General features: G+C 59.2%; 20 protein-coding genes and 5 pseudogenes. 11 read left to right on the forward strand and 14 right to left on the reverse strand.

Annotated elements, in window-relative coordinates; all coding sequences use genetic code 11:
* Positions 1-9: 9 nt before the first annotated feature.
* From AC1DMK_RS11450 to AC1DMK_RS11470, 5 genes and pseudogenes are all read right to left on the reverse strand, one after another.
* Positions 10-291, reverse strand: a pseudogene (locus AC1DMK_RS11450) (anti-sigma factor family protein); the annotation flags it as partial.
* A pseudogene (locus AC1DMK_RS11455) lies at positions 260-370 on the reverse strand (protein-L-isoaspartate(D-aspartate) O-methyltransferase); the annotation flags it as partial. The pseudogenes AC1DMK_RS11455 and AC1DMK_RS11450, both read right to left, overlap by 32 nt.
* 309 nt (positions 371-679) lie before the next feature.
* Complete coding sequence (locus AC1DMK_RS11460; RefSeq protein ID WP_477859060.1) at positions 680-1,153, reverse strand: nucleoside deaminase; 474 nt, start codon at positions 1,151-1,153, stop codon at positions 680-682.
* Between the two features lie 240 nt (positions 1,154-1,393).
* On the reverse strand, positions 1,394-1,609 hold the full coding sequence (locus AC1DMK_RS11465) for a tautomerase family protein (RefSeq protein ID WP_477859061.1): 216 nt from the start codon (positions 1,607-1,609) through the stop codon (positions 1,394-1,396).
* 89 nt (positions 1,610-1,698) lie between these two features.
* Positions 1,699-2,092: pseudogene (locus AC1DMK_RS11470) on the reverse strand (tyrosine-type recombinase/integrase); the annotation flags it as partial.
* 8 nt (positions 2,093-2,100) lie between these two features.
* Between AC1DMK_RS11470 and AC1DMK_RS11475 the strand changes: the two are divergent.
* A pseudogene (locus tag AC1DMK_RS11475) lies at positions 2,101-2,250 on the forward strand (winged helix-turn-helix transcriptional regulator); the annotation flags it as partial.
* Positions 2,251-2,465: 215 nt separating this feature from the next.
* Here AC1DMK_RS11475 and AC1DMK_RS11480 read toward each other — a convergent pair.
* From AC1DMK_RS11480 to AC1DMK_RS11505, 6 genes and pseudogenes are all read right to left on the reverse strand, one after another.
* Positions 2,466-2,819 carry a RidA family protein gene (locus AC1DMK_RS11480; RefSeq protein WP_477859063.1) on the reverse strand — a complete coding sequence of 118 codons (354 nt, stop codon included), beginning with the start codon at positions 2,817-2,819 and terminating at the stop codon, positions 2,466-2,468.
* A 144-nt stretch (positions 2,820-2,963) separates the two neighbouring features.
* Positions 2,964-3,821, reverse strand: a complete 858-nt coding sequence (locus tag AC1DMK_RS11485; protein ID WP_477859065.1) for a LysR substrate-binding domain-containing protein — start codon at positions 3,819-3,821, stop codon at positions 2,964-2,966.
* Between the two features lie 129 nt (positions 3,822-3,950).
* Positions 3,951-5,012 (reverse strand): annotated as a pseudogene (locus AC1DMK_RS11490) (ABC transporter ATP-binding protein); the annotation flags it as partial.
* 10 nt (positions 5,013-5,022) lie between these two features.
* Complete coding sequence (locus AC1DMK_RS11495; protein ID WP_477859067.1) at positions 5,023-5,862, reverse strand: ABC transporter permease; 840 nt, start codon at positions 5,860-5,862, stop codon at positions 5,023-5,025.
* Positions 5,859-6,743, reverse strand: a complete 885-nt coding sequence (locus AC1DMK_RS11500; protein WP_477859069.1) for an ABC transporter permease — start codon at positions 6,741-6,743, stop codon at positions 5,859-5,861. Before AC1DMK_RS11500 ends, AC1DMK_RS11495 begins: the two co-directional genes overlap by 4 nt.
* A 96-nt stretch (positions 6,744-6,839) precedes the next feature.
* Positions 6,840-7,916 (reverse strand): ABC transporter substrate-binding protein, encoded by a 1,077-nt coding sequence (locus AC1DMK_RS11505; protein ID WP_477859071.1) that lies wholly within the window; start codon positions 7,914-7,916, stop codon positions 6,840-6,842.
* A gap of 260 nt (positions 7,917-8,176) precedes the next feature.
* Here AC1DMK_RS11505 and speB point away from each other — a divergent pair, with 260 nt between their 5' ends.
* The 8 genes from speB to AC1DMK_RS11545 all read left to right on the forward strand — a co-directional run bounded on the left by speB (position 8,177) and on the right by AC1DMK_RS11545 (position 15,098).
* Positions 8,177-9,238: an agmatinase gene (gene speB / locus AC1DMK_RS11510; protein WP_477859072.1), complete on the forward strand. Its 1,062-nt coding sequence runs from the start codon at positions 8,177-8,179 to the stop codon at positions 9,236-9,238.
* A gap of 84 nt (positions 9,239-9,322) precedes the next feature.
* Positions 9,323-10,120 carry a transporter substrate-binding domain-containing protein gene (locus AC1DMK_RS11515; protein WP_477859074.1) on the forward strand — a complete coding sequence of 266 codons (798 nt, stop codon included), beginning with the start codon at positions 9,323-9,325 and terminating at the stop codon, positions 10,118-10,120.
* Positions 10,121-10,263: 143 nt separating this feature from the next.
* Positions 10,264-10,932 carry an amino acid ABC transporter permease gene (locus tag AC1DMK_RS11520; RefSeq protein ID WP_477859076.1) on the forward strand — a complete coding sequence of 223 codons (669 nt, stop codon included), beginning with the start codon at positions 10,264-10,266 and terminating at the stop codon, positions 10,930-10,932.
* Positions 10,929-11,576: an amino acid ABC transporter permease gene (locus tag AC1DMK_RS11525; RefSeq protein WP_477859077.1), complete on the forward strand. Its 648-nt coding sequence runs from the start codon at positions 10,929-10,931 to the stop codon at positions 11,574-11,576. The genes AC1DMK_RS11520 and AC1DMK_RS11525 overlap by 4 nt, the downstream gene beginning before the upstream one ends.
* Before the next feature lie 153 nt (positions 11,577-11,729).
* Positions 11,730-12,725 (forward strand): bifunctional Delta(1)-pyrroline-2-carboxylate/Delta(1)-piperideine-2-carboxylate reductase, encoded by a 996-nt coding sequence (gene lhpI / locus AC1DMK_RS11530; protein WP_477859079.1) that lies wholly within the window; start codon positions 11,730-11,732, stop codon positions 12,723-12,725.
* A gap of 250 nt (positions 12,726-12,975) precedes the next feature.
* Entirely contained in the window at positions 12,976-13,227 is a 252-nt protein-coding gene (locus AC1DMK_RS11535) for a ribbon-helix-helix domain-containing protein (protein WP_477859405.1), read from the forward strand.
* Between the two features lies 1 nt (position 13,228).
* Entirely contained in the window at positions 13,229-13,591 is a 363-nt protein-coding gene (locus AC1DMK_RS11540; RefSeq protein WP_477859081.1) for a type II toxin-antitoxin system RelE/ParE family toxin, read from the forward strand.
* 562 nt (positions 13,592-14,153) lie between these two features.
* The gene (locus tag AC1DMK_RS11545) at positions 14,154-15,098 is read left to right on the forward strand and encodes an MYG1 family protein (RefSeq protein WP_477859082.1); all 945 of its coding nucleotides are present in this window, start codon (positions 14,154-14,156) and stop codon (positions 15,096-15,098) included.
* Positions 15,099-15,628: 530 nt separating this feature from the next.
* Here the strand turns inward: AC1DMK_RS11545 and AC1DMK_RS11550 are convergent.
* The 3 genes from AC1DMK_RS11550 to AC1DMK_RS11560 form a co-directional block, all read right to left on the reverse strand.
* Positions 15,629-15,946 carry a plastocyanin/azurin family copper-binding protein gene (locus tag AC1DMK_RS11550; protein WP_477859084.1) on the reverse strand — a complete coding sequence of 106 codons (318 nt, stop codon included), beginning with the start codon at positions 15,944-15,946 and terminating at the stop codon, positions 15,629-15,631.
* Positions 15,947-15,956: 10 nt separating this feature from the next.
* On the reverse strand, positions 15,957-16,478 hold the full coding sequence (locus tag AC1DMK_RS11555; protein WP_037061926.1) for a DUF4142 domain-containing protein: 522 nt from the start codon (positions 16,476-16,478) through the stop codon (positions 15,957-15,959).
* An 88-nt stretch (positions 16,479-16,566) separates the two neighbouring features.
* Positions 16,567-17,265 (reverse strand): RNA polymerase sigma factor, encoded by a 699-nt coding sequence (locus AC1DMK_RS11560; protein ID WP_477859086.1) that lies wholly within the window; start codon positions 17,263-17,265, stop codon positions 16,567-16,569.
* A 208-nt stretch (positions 17,266-17,473) separates the two neighbouring features.
* Between AC1DMK_RS11560 and AC1DMK_RS11565 the strand changes: the two genes are divergently transcribed.
* Complete coding sequence (locus tag AC1DMK_RS11565; RefSeq protein WP_477859406.1) at positions 17,474-18,379, forward strand: LysR family transcriptional regulator; 906 nt, start codon at positions 17,474-17,476, stop codon at positions 18,377-18,379.
* Between the two features lie 39 nt (positions 18,380-18,418).
* Positions 18,419-19,558, forward strand: coding sequence for an HPP family protein (locus tag AC1DMK_RS11570; RefSeq protein WP_477859087.1), 1,140 nt, complete (start codon positions 18,419-18,421; stop codon positions 19,556-19,558).
* The last annotated feature ends 25 nt before the right edge of the window (positions 19,559-19,583 follow it).

A 19,583-nucleotide genomic window follows, 5' to 3' on the forward strand; every position in this document is an offset into this window, starting at 1 on the left:
ATCAAATCATCACTGAAGCGGTGAAGAGCTACTACATCGGCTCGCACGAGATGACGTGGAGACATCGACGCCCATCGACAATGCAAAGAACAGGCCGCCATCCGACCATTTTCTGATGTTGCAGCCGTCCTGCACTGTCGTCGTCTGTGCGGCTGGTACCGCCTGCCAAATGAACAGGTCGATGACGTGACCGTGGCGCCGGCAGACGAGGGCGGCCGCGCCAGTGCGCTTGCCGATACAGTCGACACACCCTCCGACGAACGGAAAGCCTTCCTTGGACAGATCGCTGAGCGAGGAGATCGGTCATGAGAGCGACGATGAAGGGCTGCGAGATGGTTTTATCGAAGCCGATCGGCAGCGGCATGTCCTGTAGGCATACGCCAAGCAGGGCAACCTTGATGAGCGGGACGGTGCCCGGATTACCGAAGCGGCGATAGGCGAAGCGAATGCCGCCGGCATCGACAAACTGGGTCGGGACGGTCTGGTGTGTGTAATGTGTCATGACAAAATCCATTGAAAAGCGGAGCCGCGCTCAGCGGCGCAGGCAAACCCTGGGCAAATCAACAGGCCGCCATTGTTGCGCGGGCAGTGAGCGGGGGGCCCATTTGAGAAGATGCGGCGGAGCCGTCGAGACGCACTGCCTCGGTGTGCCCGCCAGCGCCATTTCGGACGAATGAGGCTATGACTTGCCCAGATGCTTCGGCCAGAATTCCTGATGTACTTCGGCGGCTTCGTCTTCGAGGTTCGTCGGGCCAACCACAGTGACAATGCGCGCGCCGGTTTGCAACACCGCTCGGCTCGGCACGTTCAACCCGATCCCAGCGATCTCCCCAAGCCGCGTTTCGGAACACGCAAACACCATGCGCCCGATGCCCGACCAGTAAATCGCCCCGGAGCACATCGCACACGGCTCCGTGCTGGTGTAAAGCGTGCAGTCAGCGAGAAAAGCAGTGTCGTAGTGCTGCGCCGCCAGTTTAACCAGGTTCATCTCCGCGTGGTTCGTCATATCGTGGCCGGTAAAGACGCTGTTTTCGGCACGCAGGATTACTTCGCCGTCCTTCACGAGCACCGAGCCAAACGGTTCGTCGCCGAGTTCCATCGCGGATTTCGAGAGCGCAATCGCCTCGCGTAAAAACGGCTCGTGGTTTTCCATCAGAGTCTCCCCAAAAACTAGAGCGAGATGATTCTGTCTTAAATCGAAAAGATTTCCAAGGGGCCGCAAATTAGATTCAAGACGCAGGCTGGGGAAGGAGGCCGGCATGGATGGCAAGGCATATTCGAACGATCTTCGACAGCGGGTTATCGCTTCAGTTGAGCAGGTGGGCCGTCGAGAATAGTTCGAACGAGGTCACGACCGTAGTTGGCACTTCTGAGCCATGACGCCTTGCGTTCTCTATGGTGTGTTCGTCTTAGCCTGTTGCCACAAGTCGGTCAGCGATAGGCCCTTCCTACCCCAGTTGTCGGTGTCCACCTCATCGATCACGACAAAGACATACTCAGGATCGCGGCCAAGCTCCTCGACAAGAACCTCAGTCATCCTTCGAATGACAGCACGCTTCTGATCGACGCTGGCAATTCCTTTTGCAATTTCAACTTTGACGTATGGCAACGGCTAACCTCCCATGCTGAATACCCACTCTATTGTCTTATGAGCCCCTCTTGCAATGACCGCTATTGGCGCGTTCCGGCCGAGGCGTTCTACAATTCAATCTGCTCAGCAATCCTTAGCGCGTCATCCACCTCAAGGCCAAGGTATCGGACGGTGCTTTCCAGTTTCGTATGGCCGAGTAGGATTTGAACGGCACGGAGGTTGCCTGTCTTCTTATAAATCTGCGCGGCCTTAGTCCTCCTCATCGAGTGCGTGACGTAGGCGCTGGCTTCGAGGCCGATGGAGGCGACCCATCGATGGACAATCCGGGCATACTGCCTTGTAGAAAGATGCTGCGAGATTTTGCGGCGGCTTGGAAATAGATAACTGCCGCCGTTCCTTCGAACGAGCGGAAGCCACGAGTGCGGTCTTCGTCTGTTCGGTGACCTCAAGTTGGACGGGCCGCTTCGTTTTCGTCTGGATGACGGTCGCCCGATCCCGGATCGAACTTCTTCGCGGAGGTGCCGCCGCGCGTTGACTATCAGATCACCCAGAAGGCACGTGGACTGGGGCCGACAATGCAAGCGCTTACGGCATGGTGGAACGAGTACGGAAAAGCCTTGCCAGCTAGATCGACTGGTCGGGGCAGGAAGAGTTCTTAGGCGCGTCAATGTCCGTTTATGCATTGCTGCCGTGATATGCCGAGCTTGCAATTTGGACCTATCGGAAGCCGCGAGCCTTAGGGAACTGCCTCGGCATAGTCTCGGGCTGGGGATAAGTCAGGGATTTGCGTATCGACACTTTGAAGGTGAAAACTACCATTAACTTGGAACTGTGTTTGACGTCGCGCGACAAGCGATCCATGGTGACGGGCGGCTCAGATTTGCCCAGCCCGCCTCTTTCGCGACGCTGCTACGTCAATACGGATGTTGCACATCGGTGGGAGATTCTTGTCCTCAAACGTCGCCCGCCGCGGCGTCCCGCTATCCGGCATCCAAACATCCCAGGCTGTGTTCATTTCCTCGAATGAGGCAAGGTCGCTGAGCCAGATGTTGGCGAGAATGATCTCCGACTTGTCGGTACCTTCGTGCAGCAGCATGTCGTCGATGCGCTGCAGTATTTCGTTGGCTTGCGCCGCTACGCTCGCACCCTTCGTGAGATTTGCGATCTGGCCGGGCAGATAGACGGCATCTGTAGGGAGAATTTCGTCAAGTTTTGCTTGCCCCATCATCGTATGCGCAGACTTCCATGAACACTTGAAGTTTGAATGTTTGAGATTTGGGCGGTCTACCCTTCATCCGATCACTGTGGAGCTTTGCCCGCCATTTCGGTAGAGCGAATTAAATTGACCGGATATAATGGAAGCTGAACGCTGCTAGCTGGACAATATGGCGGTATGCCGCGAAATGAAGTCCACAAGGTAGCGCGCGCCTTCGGCCGTCTCGGATTGAGCGTAGAGACCGATCTCGATGCGCACGGGACCCGGAAGGTCCGCCGACCTGTCAAGGGTCCGGCAACCCTCTGGTTTGGTTGTGAGCATCATTGGCGCGATGCCGATACCGACCCGGACCGCGGTCGCCATGGCCACCAACGTCGATGCGACGCAGGCCGTCTTCCACTTGATGTTTCGCTGCGACAGAGCCGCAATCGTCGGCAGAGTCCAGGGGCACCCCTCCTCGAACATGATGATGGGAAGCGGTTTTTCCGCGTCGGCCACAAAATCGGATCGGACCGTCCACATTAGATATTCGGTCCAGATCAGGGTCGGTTTTCGCGAAAGGCAGGTGATGTCGCACACCACGAGATCCAGCTTCCTGTCTTCAAACAGGTCGGCGAGGCGGCGATTCGGCTCGACAATGATGTCGATCTCGACCTTCGGGTTCTGGGCTCTGAAGTCGCGAAGAATGTCGATCAGGTGGCCGGCCGCGAAATCCTCGACGACGCCGAGGCGAATGCGGTCCTCGATCATCTTGCCCGTCAGTCTCTTCTCGACCTCGTCGCTGAGTGCGACCATTTCGCGCGCATAGGCCAGCATGATCTGCCCCTGGCCGGTGAGCTCGAGGCCCTTTGATGATCGCGAAAACAGAGTAACGCCGACTAGCTCCTCGAGCTTGCGGATCTGCATGCTCACGGCCGCCTGCGTTCTGTTCAACCTCACAGCTGCGCCATTGACGGTGCCAATCTCCGCGACAGTCAGGAATGCGCGAAGCAGATAGGAATCAAGATCAAGCATCAGAAGCCGTGTTTCATACCTTGTGGCGCTCGAGAGCCAAGGACTCCCTACCGATCAGCGGATACTGGACGAACCATGTCCTTCCGGCAACAGATGCTCATTAGCGGGGGAGACATCCGTATCAGCCTGTCGCTCGAAGAGTACACATGCCTCAGGCGGGATGGAAATGCTGATCTCCTGCCCGCGAGCGAAGGCGATGTCCGGACGATTAGGGCATGCCGAGACGATGCGGTCGCCACTGGCGAGGTCCAGAACGACATGCCTGAAGGCGCCGAGTGTCACGACGTCAGCAACGCGTCCGGTCATGGCCCCGGCCGTCGCAGCGCCGGACACGATCTCGACGCTTTCCGGCCTCACGCAAACCTCGGCGGCGCCTGAAAGGCTTCCCGCGGATGCGACCGCAAACTCCCAGCCGGATTCGGAACGAAATTTGCGGGCCGTTCCGCTGGCGCTCGAAACCGAGCCATGAATCCAGTTCGTCCGGCCCATGAAATCGGCGACGAAACGTGAGTCTGGACGCCAATACACATCGTCGGGTCTGCCCGACTGCATGACTGCGCCACGGTTCATCACGAATATGCGCTCACCCAGGCTCATCGCCTCCTCCTGGTCGTGGGTCACCACGATTGCAGTCGAGCCGACCGAGGCGAGCACCTCCTTCAATTCGGCGCGCAGTTCATGTCGAAGCTTGGCGTCGAGGGCCGACAGGGGCTCATCCAGAAGAACAAGGTTCGGGCGGGTCGCAAGCGCCCGCGCAAGAGCTACGCGCTGCTGCTGGCCGCCACTCAACTGGTGCGGCCGCCGCGCTCCGAAGCCGACAAGCCGGACGAGTTCAAGCATTTCGGCAACGCGGCCGGGTATGTCGCCTGGCGCATGGTTGCGATGGCGAAGTCCGTAGCCGATGTTCTGTTCGACGCTCATATGCGGGAAAAGAGCGTAGTGCTGGAACAGCAGCCCGACATTTCGCTCATAGGGTTTCAATCCGGCCATCGGCTTTCCGTCAATCATGATCGAGCCTTTGTCGGGTCGCTCGAATCCGGCAATGAGGCGAAGAATGGTGGTCTTACCGCAGCCACTCGGTCCAAGCAGTGCGATGATTTCACCTGGCTTCACCGAGAAGGAGATATTGGCCAGGGCGACCGTTTCGCCGAAGCGCTTGCTGACCCCTTGAAATTCCACCGCAGAAATCATCGTATTGTCCTCATGAACGAAACAAACCCTGACCGACGACAGTGTCGAAGCCGACGACACGGTCGAGCACAACAATCAGCAATGTGGTGACGGCGATCAGCACAACGGCTGCCGCAGCGATCGTCAGGTCGAAAGCCGCGCGCATGTTGCTAACCAACGTGACAGGCAACGTCGTTGCCGACGGGTCGCTCAGAAAGAGACTGATCGATACGTCATCCATCGAAATTGCGAAGGCGAAGATCGCGCCGGTGACGACGCCCGTGCGCATGAGCGGTAGTGTGATGGTCCAGAAGGCCTGGCGCTCAGTGGCGCCGAGAACCATTGCGGCTTCCGTCAATCTCCCGTCGCTGCCGAGAAGGCTGGCGAGACTGGTCCTTATGCAATAGGGCACCGTTACGATCACGTGGCCGAGGAGCAGGCGCGCCATACCATTTGTGATGCCGGCCTTGGAAAGGAAAAGCAGCAGGCCGAAACCAATAACGACCGGCGGAACGATGAGCGGCGAGAGAAAGGCTGAAGTCAGAGCCGCCTTTCCTGGAAAATTTCCACGGGCAAGGCCGACGGCCGCCGCCGTTCCAATCGTGACGGACAAAACCGTCGTGAGCACCCCCAAGATGAGGCTGGTGCGAAGGCTGGCAAGGATATCGGCCTGGGAGACGAGGCGTTCGAACCAGTGAAGCGACAAGGCTGGCGGCGGCAATGGACCGAGATAGGTCCTGGCATCGAAAGCCATGAGGCAGGTTATCAGCAACGGGATGGCGAGGAAGGCCAGTCCAAGGCCTATGACACCGTAGGCAAGGGAACCGGCGATCCGGTCCCCTGTTCTCGCGGCACGAGACTGTATGCTCATCGAGAAACCTTCCGCGCCTGTGCAAACGTTATGACTGCGACTACTGCCAGCGCCGTGGCAAGCATGACGAGCGAGATCGCCGCGCCGCTGGGGTAGTTGGCGATATCGCTGAACCGGGTGTAGATGACGTTCGACATGAAAAGCACCCGGCCCCTCCCGAGCACCATGGGAATGACGAAGGCGCTGATCGCAAACGTCAGTGAGATGAGCGTGCTTGAGATCAGAGCCGGGAGGCTCAGGGGAAACGTGATCGACAGATGCGCTTTCCAACCCGGCGCGCCGAGCGACTGGGCTGCATCGAGCAGGCGCGGATCGATCGATTGCATTGCGCCGATCAGCGTCAGTGTTGCGACCGGTATGATTGAGTGAACCAGACCCGCGATAACGACGATATTGATATACTCGCGGCTGTTGGGCGACAGGCCGAGAGCCAAGAGGAGCGGTTTGAAGATGCCGACCGACCCGAATGTCAATTCGATCGCATACGTCTTGATCAGGACGCTGGATAGCACAAGCGTAATGAGGAAACCGAGGGTCAGCGTGCGCATCCGAGGGGAGATGCGCCGTACGATGAAGTAGGCCAACGGGAATGCCACAAGCTGGCCGATGATCGCGGCCGCTCCACCGATCCAGAAAGTAGTCAGCAGGACATTCACAAATGCCTGGTTTGCAAGCTCGTAGTAGTTCTGAACCGTCGCCGCGGCATTGTCCACGGAGCCTATGCGCCCCGGTGTAAACTCCTTCACGCTTTCGATTGCCAGATTGATCAGTGGTGACAGAAAACCGAATGCGAACACCAGAAGGGCCGGCCCGAGCGCCAGGGCGGCATCTCGGTGATCCGGAATTGAAATGGCGACGGGTTGCCGCCTAGCTTTGGTCATGGTGGAACAGCCTTTTCTTCGCCCTTACGAGCCTTGAGAAAGGGGAGGGTGCAAAAGCGCGCGCTCGCGCCCTTCGACACCCTGCCGCGACTTGCCTTAGAGCAGCGGGGCGATGTCCTGTTCCCAGCGCTTGGACCAGGCGTCCTGCTGTTCGAGAACGACATTGTAGTCCGGCACATAGACGAAGCTCGAAAACTCGTCCGACGTGAAGGATAGATGCTTGAGATTGTCGGGCGTGACCGCCTTGCCGTTCAACGGCGCTTCACCAGCCACCTTGGCGTAGAGCGAGTTCATGTCCGGGCTGATCGCGAAGTTGACGAAATCGAGCGTTGCCTTGGTGTTCGGTCTATTCTTCAGTACGCCGAAACCGCTCTGGTAGAGGAAGGCCTTGAAGTTGCTGTCCTTGGTGAAGCGCTTGATCGGAAAGTTCTTCGCCACGGCCGCCCAGCCGGGCTCAGCGAAGAAGCCGACGGAGGTCTCGCCCGACGTCAGCGAATTGGTGAAATCGATATCGGTGACGGCGACGCGGCCGATATTGCCGGACTTCGCCAATTCCTTCATGAGCTTCCAACCGGGCTCCATATTCGTTTCACTGCCGCCGGCGTGAAGGGCGAGTGCGACGATCTGGAGCATCATGCTCTGTGTCGGGCCTGGCCAGCAGATCGCGCCCTTCAGATCGGGGCTCAGCAGATCATCGATGGTCTTCACAGCGATAGGAGCTTTGTCGGTCCGTGCACCGAAATACATGCCGCCAACCGCGCGAGGGACGGCTTTGATATTGCCCTTGCCATCACGGATGATGATTTTCTCAGGGATATTCGCAAGGTTGGGAACATCGGCAGGATTGATGGTCTCGAGCCAATCCTCCTTGACCATGCTGTTGAAAGAGCCTTCCCAGCCGGCGACATAGTCGTAGTCGACATTCGGCCAGACGGCCTTGATCTTCGGAAGGATCGCGCCCGCGCCGCCTTGGTGAAGAACCCAGTTAAATGTCGCGGCGTTCTGGTCGGCGGCAATCTGCTTCATGGCTTCGACGACATCGCCGCCCCATTCGACGGCGGTGAGATTGCCGCTGCCGGCGGCGGCAGATCTTGCAAACCCGGTCATTGTGCCGGCAACCCCGAGCGCGGCGGTAGATCCGAGGAAGCGGCGGCGTGTCATATTGTGCAGCATGGTAAGTTCCCTTTGTTGTCGGCTCCTTGCTGGGCCGTTCCCATCGGAGACTGCGGGGACGCTGCCAACCGCGGTAGTGGGAAAATTCTCGCCGGGTTATAAAGTTTTCTGAATGTGCCGATGGCCGCATTATCCACTTCGTGGCGCCTCGGCGAACCCGGTCTATCAATAATCGTTATATCCCCTCTCGAATTTTCGAGGTTCCAAGAGAGACGGTGGGCGCCGATGGTGATGGCGACATAATACCGTGGGAGCCAGCCTTGACCATTGACCGGGATCTTCTGGAAGACTTGAGAAAGCGCTTCGGTAGCGCTGCAGGCGGGGAGATGGAAGATCCGCACTTCCGCGCCGTGGCGGCGAGCGTCTTTAGGGATGGCGACAGCCGCAAATGGCCCTTTGCCGATCCTGCCACCTTTCTGGACGCCCGTTTCATCGAGAACGGCTTGCGGCCCGAGGTCCTTGAAGCGCTTGACGTGGCCCTGATAGGCGTACCGATGGATCTCGGTGTCACCAATCGCGCCGGCGCGCGGTTGGGACCGCGAGCCGTGCGGGCCATCGAGCGTGTCGGACCTTACGAGCATGTTCTGCGCGTCGCGCCGATGGGAGGGCTTAAGGTCGCCGATGTCGGTGACGTGCCGATGCGCAGCCGCTTCGATCTGGCCGAGTGCCATGCCGACATCGAGGCCTGCTATCGGATGATCGCGGCAACAGGGGTTATCCCGCTGTCGGTCGGCGGCGACCATTCGATCTCTGGCGCCATCCTCAAGGGCCTTGCGGCCAGCCAGCCGGTGGGCATGATCCACATCGACGCTCATTGCGACACCGCTGGTCCCTATGAGGGCTCGAAGTTCCATCACGGCGCGCCCTTCCGCGAAGCGGTGCTGGCGGGTGTGCTCGATCCGAAGCGTACGATCCAGATCGGCATCCGCGGCGGCGGCGAATATCTCTGGGAGTTCTCCTTTGCCTCCGGCATGACCGTCATCCACGCGGAAGAGGTGGCGGAAATGGGCCTCAAGGCAGTGATCGCAAAGGCTCTGGAGGTTGCCGGCGCCGGTCCGACCTATCTCAGCTTCGACGTGGACAGCCTGGATCCGGCCTTCGCTCCGGGAACCGGCACGCCCGAAGTCGGCGGGCTCCAGCCAAGGGAGGTGCTGACCCTGCTCCGCGGCTTCAAGGGCATCAACCTCGTCGGCGGTGACGTAGTGGAGATCGCGCCGCAATACGACAACACCACCAACACCGCGCAGATTGCCGCGCAGGTTCTGTTCGAACTTCTGTGCCTCGCGGCGTTCAGTCCCGCGGCCAGGGCGAATGTGACCTGAGAACCAGCTCGAAAACGGCAGTGCGTTTCGTCCCGCTGCCGCCCATCACCTGTCGCATAACACGTCTCAAAAAGGGGAACGACAATGACTGCTCTTATGAAGTTGCGCCACACCGCCGCAGCGGCGATTGCGGCATTCGCCGTCCTGGCAGGGACCGCGCAGGCCGACGAAATTGCCGATATCAAAGCCGCAGGCGAGATCAACATCGGCATATTCTCCGATTTCCCGCCCTTCTCCTCGGCCAGCGCCGATATGAGCATCAAGGGCTATGACGTCGACGTCGCCCAGAAGATCGCCGACAGGCTCGGCGTGAAGCTCAATCTCGTCAGCGTTACTGGCCAGAACAGAATAGCTTATCTGAACGACGACCGCGTCGACCTGCTGATGAGCGTCGGTTATTCGAAGGAGCGAGCCGAGGTCATCGATTTTGCCGCCCCGTACGCTCCCTACTACATCGCCGTCATCGGCCCGGCGGCGCTGAAGGTAAGCGTCAAGGAAGACCTTGCCGACAAGACCGTTGCCGTCAATCGCGGAACGCTCGAAGACACCTCGCTCACCGCCGCCGCCCCGGGTTCGGCCACGATCCAGCGTTTCGAGAACTACAATTCGGTCATCCAGGCCTTCATATCCGGCCAGACCCAGTTGATGGTCGTCGGCAACGACGTTGGTGCGCAGGTTCTGGCGCGACAGGACGCGTTGAAGCCGGAGCAGAAATTCCAGCTCCTCAGCTCGCCCTCGCACATCGCGCTGCGCAAGGGCGAGGAAGGCCTGAAGAAGGCTGTCAACGACAGCGTCGCCGCCATGATCTCCGACGGTTCGCTCGACGCAAGCTCGACAAGTTGGCTAAAAGCGCCGCTCAACCCTGAAAACCTGAAGGACTGACGAGGACGCCCTCCTACTCACCAGAGCATGATGCCGAAAACTGCAAGCGATTCCAGCGGCATCGTGCTCCGATTCATTGGTCGAGAGGCGGATCCAGATTTCGGGTCTAACCGCCCAAATCATCTGGCTCCGAAGGACAAGCGATGAGATACAGCCTTGATTTCAATTGGCTTTGGGACGGAATGGGAGCTCTGGCCTATGGCGCAGGCACGACGCTTGCACTGACCGCCACGACATCGTTCCTCGGGATCGTTGTCAGCGTTCTCGGCGCGGCCGCACGCCGTGGGCCTTATCCGTGGTTGCGCAAGGTCGTCGGCCTGTATGTGGAAATCATGCGCAACACGCCGTTCCTGGTGCAGTTGTTCTTCATCTTCTTCGGTTTGCCAAGCATCGGCATTCGCCTCGATCCGATCGCCGCCGCAGTCCTTGCCATGACCCTCAACATGGCGGCCTACACGATCGAGGTGGTCGGGGCCGGGCTCGATGCCATACCGAGGGGCCAGAAAGAGGCTGCACAGGCGCTCGGCCTGAGGCCTCGGCTGGTTTTCTTCAAGATCATTCTACCACAGGCGCTTGCCATCATTTTTCCGGCGCTAACGAGCCAGATCATCATCATGATGCTGGAATCGGCGGTGGTTTCGCAAATATCCGTCCGCGAGCTGGCGCAGGAGGCCGATCTGCTTCAGTCGCGCACCTTCCGCTCCTTCGAGACCTATCTGGTGGCGACGTTGATCTACCTTTCGATGTTCGCCGCGCTTCGCCGGCTCCTTTTTGCCGGGAAACGCCGCTTTCTGGGAGCCGGTCTGGCATGATTGAGTTCACGTTCTGGGACATCCTGCGCAATCTTCTCTTCGCGACACGCTGGACCCTGCTGCTTTCGCTCGCGGCCTTTGCCGGCGGTGCTATCGTTGGCCTGGCGATCCTGTCTGCACGGATATCGAAAAGGCGCTGGCCGCGCCACTTCGCGTCCGGTTACATCGCCCTGTTTCAGGGAACGCCGCTCCTCATGCAGTTGTTCCTGATGTTCTTCGGCCTGCCGATGCTCGGTTTTCGGATAGAGTCGTGGACGGCAGCTGTCTGCGGCCTGACGTTCTATGCTAGCGCTTATCTGGCCGAAATTTGGCGGAGCGGCGTAGAGGCGGTACCTCGGGGGCAATGGGACGCTGCAGCCAGTCTGGGCTTGCATCGTCTCCTGGAACTTCGCCTTGTCATCCTGCCGCAAGCTTTTCGGATCACGCGCGCGCCGACGGTCGGCTTCCTGGTCCAGTTGATCAAGAGCACCGCACTGGCCTCGATCCTCGGCTTCGAAGAGTTGCTGAAGACCGCGAACGCCATCAACAACGCGACCTTCGAACCCTTCAAGGTCTACGGCCTCGTTGCTTTGATCTTCTTCGTCCTCTGCTATCCGCTGACGCAATACGCCAGAATGTTGGAAAAGAAAGCCGCGTTTGCCTGAGCGGCGCTGCTCCGCATTCTGGTAGCCATACCGGGTAGAAAAAGCCGCCGCTCCATGAAGCGCGGCGCGGATAAGGCGCTGGCTCGATCCAATGAGAAATCGTCTTGTCCAACCGCCACGGCAGCAGCTGGAATTTATCTGGGAGATGCTTCAATGACCGACGCACAAATCCGCATTCTCGACGCCCGGACAACCGGTGAGCTTCTTCCCTTCGGCGCGCTGGTCGCGACCCTGCGGCAGGCATTTGCCGAGGGCTGCGCCGTGCCGGCACGGCATCACCACACGATAGCCAATGACGGCGACCCGGATGCGACGCTGCTTCTAATGCCGGCCTGGCATGCGACGCATCGGTCGAAGCGCTACCTTGGCATCAAGATTGTCACCGTCTTTCCCGGCAACACGGCGCGCGGCATTCCCGGCTTGACCTCGACTTACATGCTATATGATGGTCGGACCGGGATGCAGCTTGCGCTGCTTGACGGAAATACGATCACGACGCGGCGCACGGTGGCGGCATCCGCCCTTGCGGCTGACTATCTTGCCCGAAAGAACGCGAGCCGTCTGCTGGTGGTCGGTGCCGGCCGCGTCGCGAGCCTGATCCCCGATGCTTATCGCTCGGTCCGGCCGATCGCGCATGTCGATATCTGGGATATCGAGGCCGCCAGTGCGGAACGGCTGGCGCAGACCCTCCGGCAACAGGGGTTGCGGGCTGATGCAGTCACGAATCTGGAAGCCGCGACGCGGCAAGCCGATATCGTCAGCGCGGCGACGCTGTCGACCGCGCCGCTTATCCGGGGCGAATGGCTACGGCCGGGCACCCATGTCGACCTGATCGGCGGCTTCACGCCGGCTATGCGCGAGGCCGATGACGAGGCGCTCCGGCGTTCCTCGGTCTATATCGATACCCACGAAGCCCTTCATGAAGCGGGCGATCTGGTTCAGCCGATCAGGGCCGGCGTCATTTCTACGGATGCCGTGCGTGCGACACTTGACGAACTGTGTCGACGGGATAGTCCGGCGCGGACGTCAGACGATGAGATCACTCTCTACAAGGCAGTCGGAACGGCGTTGGCGGATCTTGCCGCTGCGACGATGGTGTATGAAATCGCTTCAATCGCCGGCTCTGCGCCCGCGGCGCGGGGAGGCTGACACGTTCGGGCACAGCGACGAGAACGCCATCAGCATTGCGGTTGTAACGCTACCTTCACGGACGTCCGGTTTTCTGATCGGTGGCCGCGCGGCATTGCCGATGGGACTTCCTGGGAGTCGAGCTTGAGGAGCATCACCACTTGACCGCCAGCTTGCGGCTTCATGCTGCGCTCCCGTAAGGAGGTTGTGAAGAATAGTGACAATATGTGCTACGCTCCCCACGATAGAAGAAGAACGAAAGGGTATGCCGGTGGCATCGGGAAGCATTCATGTGAAGGTGGGCGGACAATTGCAGGCCCATATTCAGCAGCAGATTGGCAAGGATGGCCTCTATGAAAATGCCAGCGAGTATATTCGCGCCTTGATCCGTCACGATTTGCAGACCCGTGCTGAAGCATGGGACGAATTGCAAAAGGAGTTGGCCCCCGCCATGCGTGCCGATGACAGTGAATTCGTCACCGTTACGGCCCAGGATGTAATCCGCCGAAACAAGCGCCGCTAGTATGGGCGCATATCGTTTTTTCCCCCGAGCGGATGCCGCTCAGGACAAGACTTGGCGTGACACCGTAGAAAACGGGGGCGAGAAGCAGGCGGTGACTTACATCACCGGCTTGCATACCCATTTGCAGCGGTTGTGTGACAACAGGGCGATATGGCGCAAGCTCCCGCAGAAGCTTGCGGTTCCCGCTGACATCAACCGCGAAGCCTATTTTAGCCGCTACGAGCGCCATCTTGTCTTTTTTCGGGAGTTGAACAATGGCGACCTTGGTGTGATGAGCATTCTGCATGAGCGGATGGACCTGCCGGTACGCCTCATGGAGGACTTGGCTTCATTGGATGAGAAAGCGGCCAGCGCAGAGAAATAGAATTTCGGCTAATAAGCCCGTAGGCGTTGAATTGTCGTGAAGCAAATTAATGACTCGATACTGAGGCCGGGCGGTATCATGTCTGACGACATCAACTGCTGCCGTCAGCAAGGCAATTCGGATCGCGACGCGACGCGATGTTTTGCATGCTATGTCTGCGTCAAAGGCTACTCGCTCATGCGCTTGTAGGGGCGGGCCGCCGAATCTATCTCCCAGCGCCAGATTGCCCACGCCCTACTGACGGCGCGTGGGATCGCGCGTCTTGTAGAGCTGCGCGACGCTGGCGTAGCGGCCGCCACGTCAGGTCGAGCAGAACGTACAGGACGCCGGCCATCGGCTGTGGCAGCCCGTGGCGTGCTTTCCGTCGCTGGAAGCTTGGAATGAATAGCTGGAGCGTCGATGCTGTCGACCTCCTTCGGAGGCGAATTCGACACAGCGCCGCGCGAACTATGGCGAGACGACGCGCCAGTGTAAGGAAGTAGCGGCTTGAGATGGCATCCGACAATGGCTATCTGGTGCTAGCCACATACGGTCCTCAACGAACTACAAGGTGTTTCCCGGCATGATTCCAGATTTCCTCGTCACCCATTCCGGTGGCTTCCATGCCGATGAACTGCTCTCCAGCGTTATCTTGATCCGGCTTTTCCCGAAGGCTCGTCTCATCCGCAGCAGGGCGCCGGAATGGATCACACCGGGCGTAGACCGTATCATTTACGATGTGGGCGGAACATATGACGCTGAAAGGCGGATCTTCGATCACCATCAACGCGGCGCACCACTGCGGGAAGACGGTCAACCGTTCAGTTCGTTCGGATTGATCTGGAAACACTATGGCCGCGATTATCTTGCCGCCATGGGCCTCCCTGAGGCGCATATTGAGGCGGTGCACGCCTCGTTCGATGCAAGCTTTGTGCTGCCGGTCGATCTGGTGGACAACGGTGCGCTTAGTCCCTCCGTTGCCGGGCTGCTGGCAGGGCTCACGCTGCCAGCATTGCTGGAGACGCTGAAACCTGTCTTCGACGAGCCGGATCCCGATGCCGAAGATCGCAGTTTCCACAGCGCCCTGGACATTGCCCGTCGTTTCACCGAGGCAAGCATAGGCCGCAGCGACGCAAAATTGCGGGCCGAGGCGCTTGTCCGTCAGGCAATCGAGGACACTGGTCAAGGGCGTATTCTGGAGCTCCCAATGGGTATGCCCTTCCGTCCCGCCGTCGTGAAGGCGGGCGCCGATCACCTCATGTTTGTCGTCCATCCGCGTGAAAACGATTGGTGCCTGACCGGCATCCGCCGCGCGGACGAGGGGTTTGAGCTGCGAGCAGATCTGCCTGCGGCTTGGGCCGGTCTGACCAATCGTGACCTTGAGGCGGCTTGCGGCGTAGATGGCGCAACTTTCTGCCACAATGGCCGCTTCATAGCGGCCGCCAAGACCCGTGCGGCTGCTATTGCCATGGCCGAGTTGGCCGTATGGGAGGCTATCTCTCGGGCAAGCTCAAGCGGTGGCAGCTAAGGTCGCGCGGTAAGGCCTTGGCCCGGCGTGGGGCGTGTTTGGAAGTGTACGCTTGCCCGATGACCGGATGCGAACCTTGCCGGAGCGCCTGAGCGGGTCTGCCGACGCACCATAAATCGCCTGCCGCACGCGCCAGGCTCGGAGTGCCGAACGGTTCTTGCCGGTCTTTGGAGGGCACAGAAAATCTGGCTCGGGGGCCTGAAGAGGGAATGGGCCGGCTCGAAGGGTGGCCCTGAGAACCATTTCTTGAACCTGGAATAGTGGAGCTTTGGAGCCTTCGACAGGTCGTCCTTCGACGTGTCGACAAGTGCCTTCCACTTCAATAGGGTGGGAGGGTGACCCGCGTGGAAATTGCATGTGCGACCCGAGCTTTCGATCACCTCGAGGCGAGGCGAGGCGAGGCGAGTTCGAATGCAAGAAGTGCTGATACCGAGAAGGCCAACCCCACAGACGGAGCCGACGATAAGGCCGATACAGACTGGCGCTCTGCATCCTGGTGGACGGGAAACACCAGGAGCATCCTCAAACAACTATCTCATCTCGACCTTGAGCGTGCCGACCATATTGGGATGATATCGGCAGTGGTATCGGATCGTTCCTGCCTTCGTCAGGATCAGAGTACCTGTGCTGCCCGCAGGGATCAGAATATCGAAGGCTCCATCAAGGGTCGCCGTGTGATCCATCACATCCTTGTTCGACCAGACGATCCTGTCGCCGACGGCCGCGTCTACCGTGCCAGGGCCGAAGGCGAGTTTCTGGATAGTGACTTCGATCGTCGCTGCTTGCGCTGGCAACGATCCCAGCAGGAGGATGGTGCCGGCAAAGCCAGTGCCCAAAATGGTTTTCATCGACCGCGCTCTATTTGAGCGTTGCTGCGACGTGTTCGGCGTGCTGCTCATGCCCTTGAAAGAGCTTCAGGCCCGTCTCCAGGAGGTCCTTGAGTTCGCCGTTCTTGGCCGACGGTATAAGCAGCGTTTCCAACGCACCGTTGACCTGCTTGTGGTATGCCACCTCATTGTCGACGTAGGCTTTGTCAAACGCGGATCCCTTCAGCTTTGCCAGCTTCTTGCGCTCTTGGATAGCGGCGTTGGACAAGGACTGGCTGGTGCTGTTGTCTTCGGGCGTCACATTGAGCTTCTTTACGAGATCGAGCGCTTGCTTGTTCACGGCCTCGTGGTCTCGCAGCATGTCGTTCGCGAAGGCGACCACCTGTTTGTTCTTTGATTTCTCGATCGCCAGTTTGGCGGCTTCGATATCGATCACGCCTGCGGTGTAAGCAATGTGAGCGATCTGGGGATCTGTCGGGCTTTCACCCGCAGCAGATGCGACTGGCGTGACAAGGCAGATTGCGGCAAATACCGCACTCAAACGGGTAAACATGGAGTGTCTCCTTTTGGCTGGCGGCCAAGGCCGCGGAACCGTTGCTGACATTCCTTGGATGCTCGTCTGCGCCAGACGTTCCCCAGAATTACGGCATGAAGCCCATTTTTCCCATGACGCACTCCGTCAAGCGCGCGCACCTCTTGCCTGCGAAGGGAAACGCATCGAGGAGGACAGGTCCAATGCGTTCGTCGATGTGCCTTCGCAACAGGATGCGAGCGCGGTGAAGTCTCGTTCGCACCGTCTCCGGCTTGATTTCCAGCAGTTCGGCGGTGTCTTCAACAGACAAACCTTCTATCACCCGTGCAACAAACACGAGGCGGAAGGTGTCAGGAAGCTGATCGGTGGCTTCTTCGACCAATTGCAAAATCTGACGCTGGGCCATCGCTTTCTCCGGATCATCCGCGGCGACATGGGGAAACTGCAAAATCTCAGCCCCTGAGAGGCCGGATGGCAAAGGCGTCTCGCGGATGCGGGATATCTTGCGGAGCCGTGTCAGAGCTTCGTTGAGGACAATCCGATGCAGCCAGGTGGAAAGTCGGGATTCAGCCCGAAAGCCGTCAAGGTGCTGGAAAGCCCGGAGATAGGACTCCTGGACGACATCCTCGGCTACGCTGTCGTCGCGGACGACCCCACGTGCGATCCTGAACAGACGTTGATTGAATCGGGTCATGATAGTGCGAAACGCGTCAGGATCGTTGCGAAGAGCGGCTGCGACAAGTGCCTTGTCGTTCGACCAGTCCAGGGAGTTGGGCTCTGCCGGTGTCATACTGCCTAAAGGGTTCATGGCGATCTCCAGTCGCTGATTGGATGCCGGAGTAGCTGAAACGTTCCCAACGATCACTGAATATTGTTGCGCACGGCCTAGCTTTCTGCTGCATCGGGACCGCTGACATCACAAGTTCAGATCGCGGCTGGAAGATGCTTGAGCTTTCCAGTTGATTTTTGTAAAGAGAATTGTAGACAATAATCATTCTCGTATCGAGATCTATACGGTGGACCTTACTTCAATAGCGATTTTCCTGGCGGTTGCGCGAGACCGCAGCGTCACCAAGGCGGCAGCGGCTATCGGACGCGCGCCTTCCAATGTGACGACCAGAATCCAGCAACTTGAAGAAGACCTTGGTGTCGCTCTTTTCAGTCGCGACGGCAAAAAGATGACATTGACCCCTAAAGGCGAGAGTTTTCTCGGATACGCCAATCGGTTGCTGGCGCTCGCGCTGGAGGCCCGCCAAGCGGTGGGGCTGTCGACACCAAGTGGAATGTTGCGCGTTGGCACAATGGAAAGCACGGCCGCAAGTCGTCTGCCTTCCGCGCTCTCCCAATTCAACCAGATGTGGCCCGACGTCTGCCTCCGCCTCAAGCTCGGTGCTTCGCGAGATCTCACGCGTGAGGTCCTCGCTGACACGTTGGATTGCGCACTGATAGCGCGTCCGCCAAAGCACCTGCTGGAGACCGAGAAGTCTTTCCATATGGATCTCAAGGCGCTGCAAACGGAGCCCGTCTTCGTGGAAGAACTGTTGATCGTGCTTCCCGCTGGGCATCCACCCATTGGGTCGGCGTCGGATCTGCGGGTTTCCAACCTTGCCGCTCTGGAGCCCGGCTGTACCTATCGTCGCATCGCCGAAAGCTGGGCTGGCAAATCGGCTTCCATCGAGATCGTCGAGCTAGGCTCCTATCACGCGATCATGGCAAGTGTCTCAACTGGAAACGCCGCCGGCGTCGTGCCGCGATCGGTCCTCGATCTGATGCACTGGCCAACAAAAACGCCAGCCCATTCGGTGGGGCCGGTTGAGACGATGCTGGTCTATCGAAAAGGCAACCTTTCCAGCGCATTGAGCGCCTTTCAACAGGTTTTGAGCGCCACCAAAGGCAGAGACCGTCGTATGATGGCAGCCTGAAGCCATTCTCTCAAACGAAACCCAATCCCGGTTCCAATCATGTCCTCACCCAATCCAGGGCGCGCGGAAACTTCCCGTCTCCGACGCTTTCAACTCTTCTCACCGATTCTGGCAGGGGCCACCCTCAGGGAGCGATTGATCGCATGTCTTGGTGCGTTGGTCGGTATTGGCTTGACCGGTGTCATCAGCGGCTACCTATTCGGACAGGGACCGGATCTTCCGCTGATTGTCGCCCCAATGGGCGCTTCTGCTGTGCTTCTCTTTGCGGTGCCTTCCAGCCCGCTTGCCCAACCGTGGTCAATTATCGGCGGCAATACGATCTCGGCCATGATGGGGATCCTTGCCGCTTACTGGATACATGATCCGATCATCGCAATCGGGGTCGGGGTGTCTCTTGCGATCGGAGCGATGTCGTTTACGAGAAGCCTTCATCCACCAGGGGGCGCGGCGGCACTGACAGCCGTTCTCGGCGGTCCGGTCGTCGCGGGCTGGGGGTTCCTGTTTCCCTTCGTCCCCGTTGCTCTGAACTCCTGCATTCTCGTCGGTCTGGGGCTCGTTTTCCATAAGCTTGCAAAGCGAAACTATCCCCATGTTGCGCCAAAAGTCCCGGAGAACACGCATCAGACAGCGGATCTGCCCTCTTCCTTGCGGGTGGGCTTTCGGGAAGAGGATGTGGACGCCGCGCTAGCGACGCTGGAAGAGACATTCGACATCGACCGGGACGATCTGGCAAGGCTCCTGCATCAAGTGGAATTGCAGGCAGCAATCCGGTCGAATGCCGGCATTAGCTGCGCTGACATCATGTCGCGTGACGTCATTGCGGTAGAGGAAGACGCGGCTCCGGCCCATGCACGTCATCTGCTCGTCAAACACAATATTCGTACGCTGCCGGTTAAGGATCGCGAGGGCAGGCTTGTTGGTACGGTTGGATTGAGGGAACTGCTGGAGAGCGCAGACACCCTCAAAAAGATGGCTAAGCCAGCGACCGCGTCGCCAACGGATCATGTCCTTTCACTCTTGCCCGTTCTCACCGATGGGCGGACACATGCGGTTATCGTCACGGACGACGACGCCCGCATCCTGGGGCTCATCTCACAAACGGATCTGCTCAGCGCTGTAGCTCGTCTTCTTCCGACGGGCGCGCCGCAGAGACCTGTGAGGGTCTCTGCTCAGAGGTAGGAGAGGCTCGAGCCGCCGGCTGACG

Source organism: Rhizobium sp. 05L419 (genome assembly GCF_056397845.1).

Bases quoted from the DNA above. Each gene is read 5' to 3' on its own strand.
- AC1DMK_RS11460 (WP_477859060.1), bottom strand. From the start codon at position 1,153: ATGGAAAACCACGAGCCGTTTTTACGCGAGGCGATTGCGCTCTCGAAA.
- AC1DMK_RS11480 (WP_477859063.1), bottom strand. From the start codon at position 2,819: ATGATGGGGCAAGCAAAACTTGACGAAATTCTCCCTACAGATGCCGTC.
- AC1DMK_RS11485 (WP_477859065.1), bottom strand. From the start codon at position 3,821: ATGCTTGATCTTGATTCCTATCTGCTTCGCGCATTCCTGACTGTCGCG.
- AC1DMK_RS11495 (WP_477859067.1), bottom strand. From the start codon at position 5,862: ATGAGCATACAGTCTCGTGCCGCGAGAACAGGGGACCGGATCGCCGGT.
- AC1DMK_RS11500 (WP_477859069.1), bottom strand. From the start codon at position 6,743: ATGACCAAAGCTAGGCGGCAACCCGTCGCCATTTCAATTCCGGATCAC.
- AC1DMK_RS11505 (WP_477859071.1), bottom strand. From the start codon at position 7,916: ATGCTGCACAATATGACACGCCGCCGCTTCCTCGGATCTACCGCCGCG.
- AC1DMK_RS11515 (WP_477859074.1), top strand. From the start codon at position 9,323: ATGACTGCTCTTATGAAGTTGCGCCACACCGCCGCAGCGGCGATTGCG.
- AC1DMK_RS11520 (WP_477859076.1), top strand. From the start codon at position 10,264: ATGAGATACAGCCTTGATTTCAATTGGCTTTGGGACGGAATGGGAGCT.
- AC1DMK_RS11525 (WP_477859077.1), top strand. From the start codon at position 10,929: ATGATTGAGTTCACGTTCTGGGACATCCTGCGCAATCTTCTCTTCGCG.
- lhpI (WP_477859079.1), top strand. From the start codon at position 11,730: ATGACCGACGCACAAATCCGCATTCTCGACGCCCGGACAACCGGTGAG.
- AC1DMK_RS11540 (WP_477859081.1), top strand. From the start codon at position 13,229: ATGGGCGCATATCGTTTTTTCCCCCGAGCGGATGCCGCTCAGGACAAG.
- AC1DMK_RS11545 (WP_477859082.1), top strand. From the start codon at position 14,154: ATGATTCCAGATTTCCTCGTCACCCATTCCGGTGGCTTCCATGCCGAT.
- AC1DMK_RS11550 (WP_477859084.1), bottom strand. From the start codon at position 15,946: ATGAAAACCATTTTGGGCACTGGCTTTGCCGGCACCATCCTCCTGCTG.
- AC1DMK_RS11555 (WP_037061926.1), bottom strand. From the start codon at position 16,478: ATGTTTACCCGTTTGAGTGCGGTATTTGCCGCAATCTGCCTTGTCACG.
- AC1DMK_RS11560 (WP_477859086.1), bottom strand. From the start codon at position 17,265: ATGAACCCTTTAGGCAGTATGACACCGGCAGAGCCCAACTCCCTGGAC.
- AC1DMK_RS11570 (WP_477859087.1), top strand. From the start codon at position 18,419: ATGTCCTCACCCAATCCAGGGCGCGCGGAAACTTCCCGTCTCCGACGC.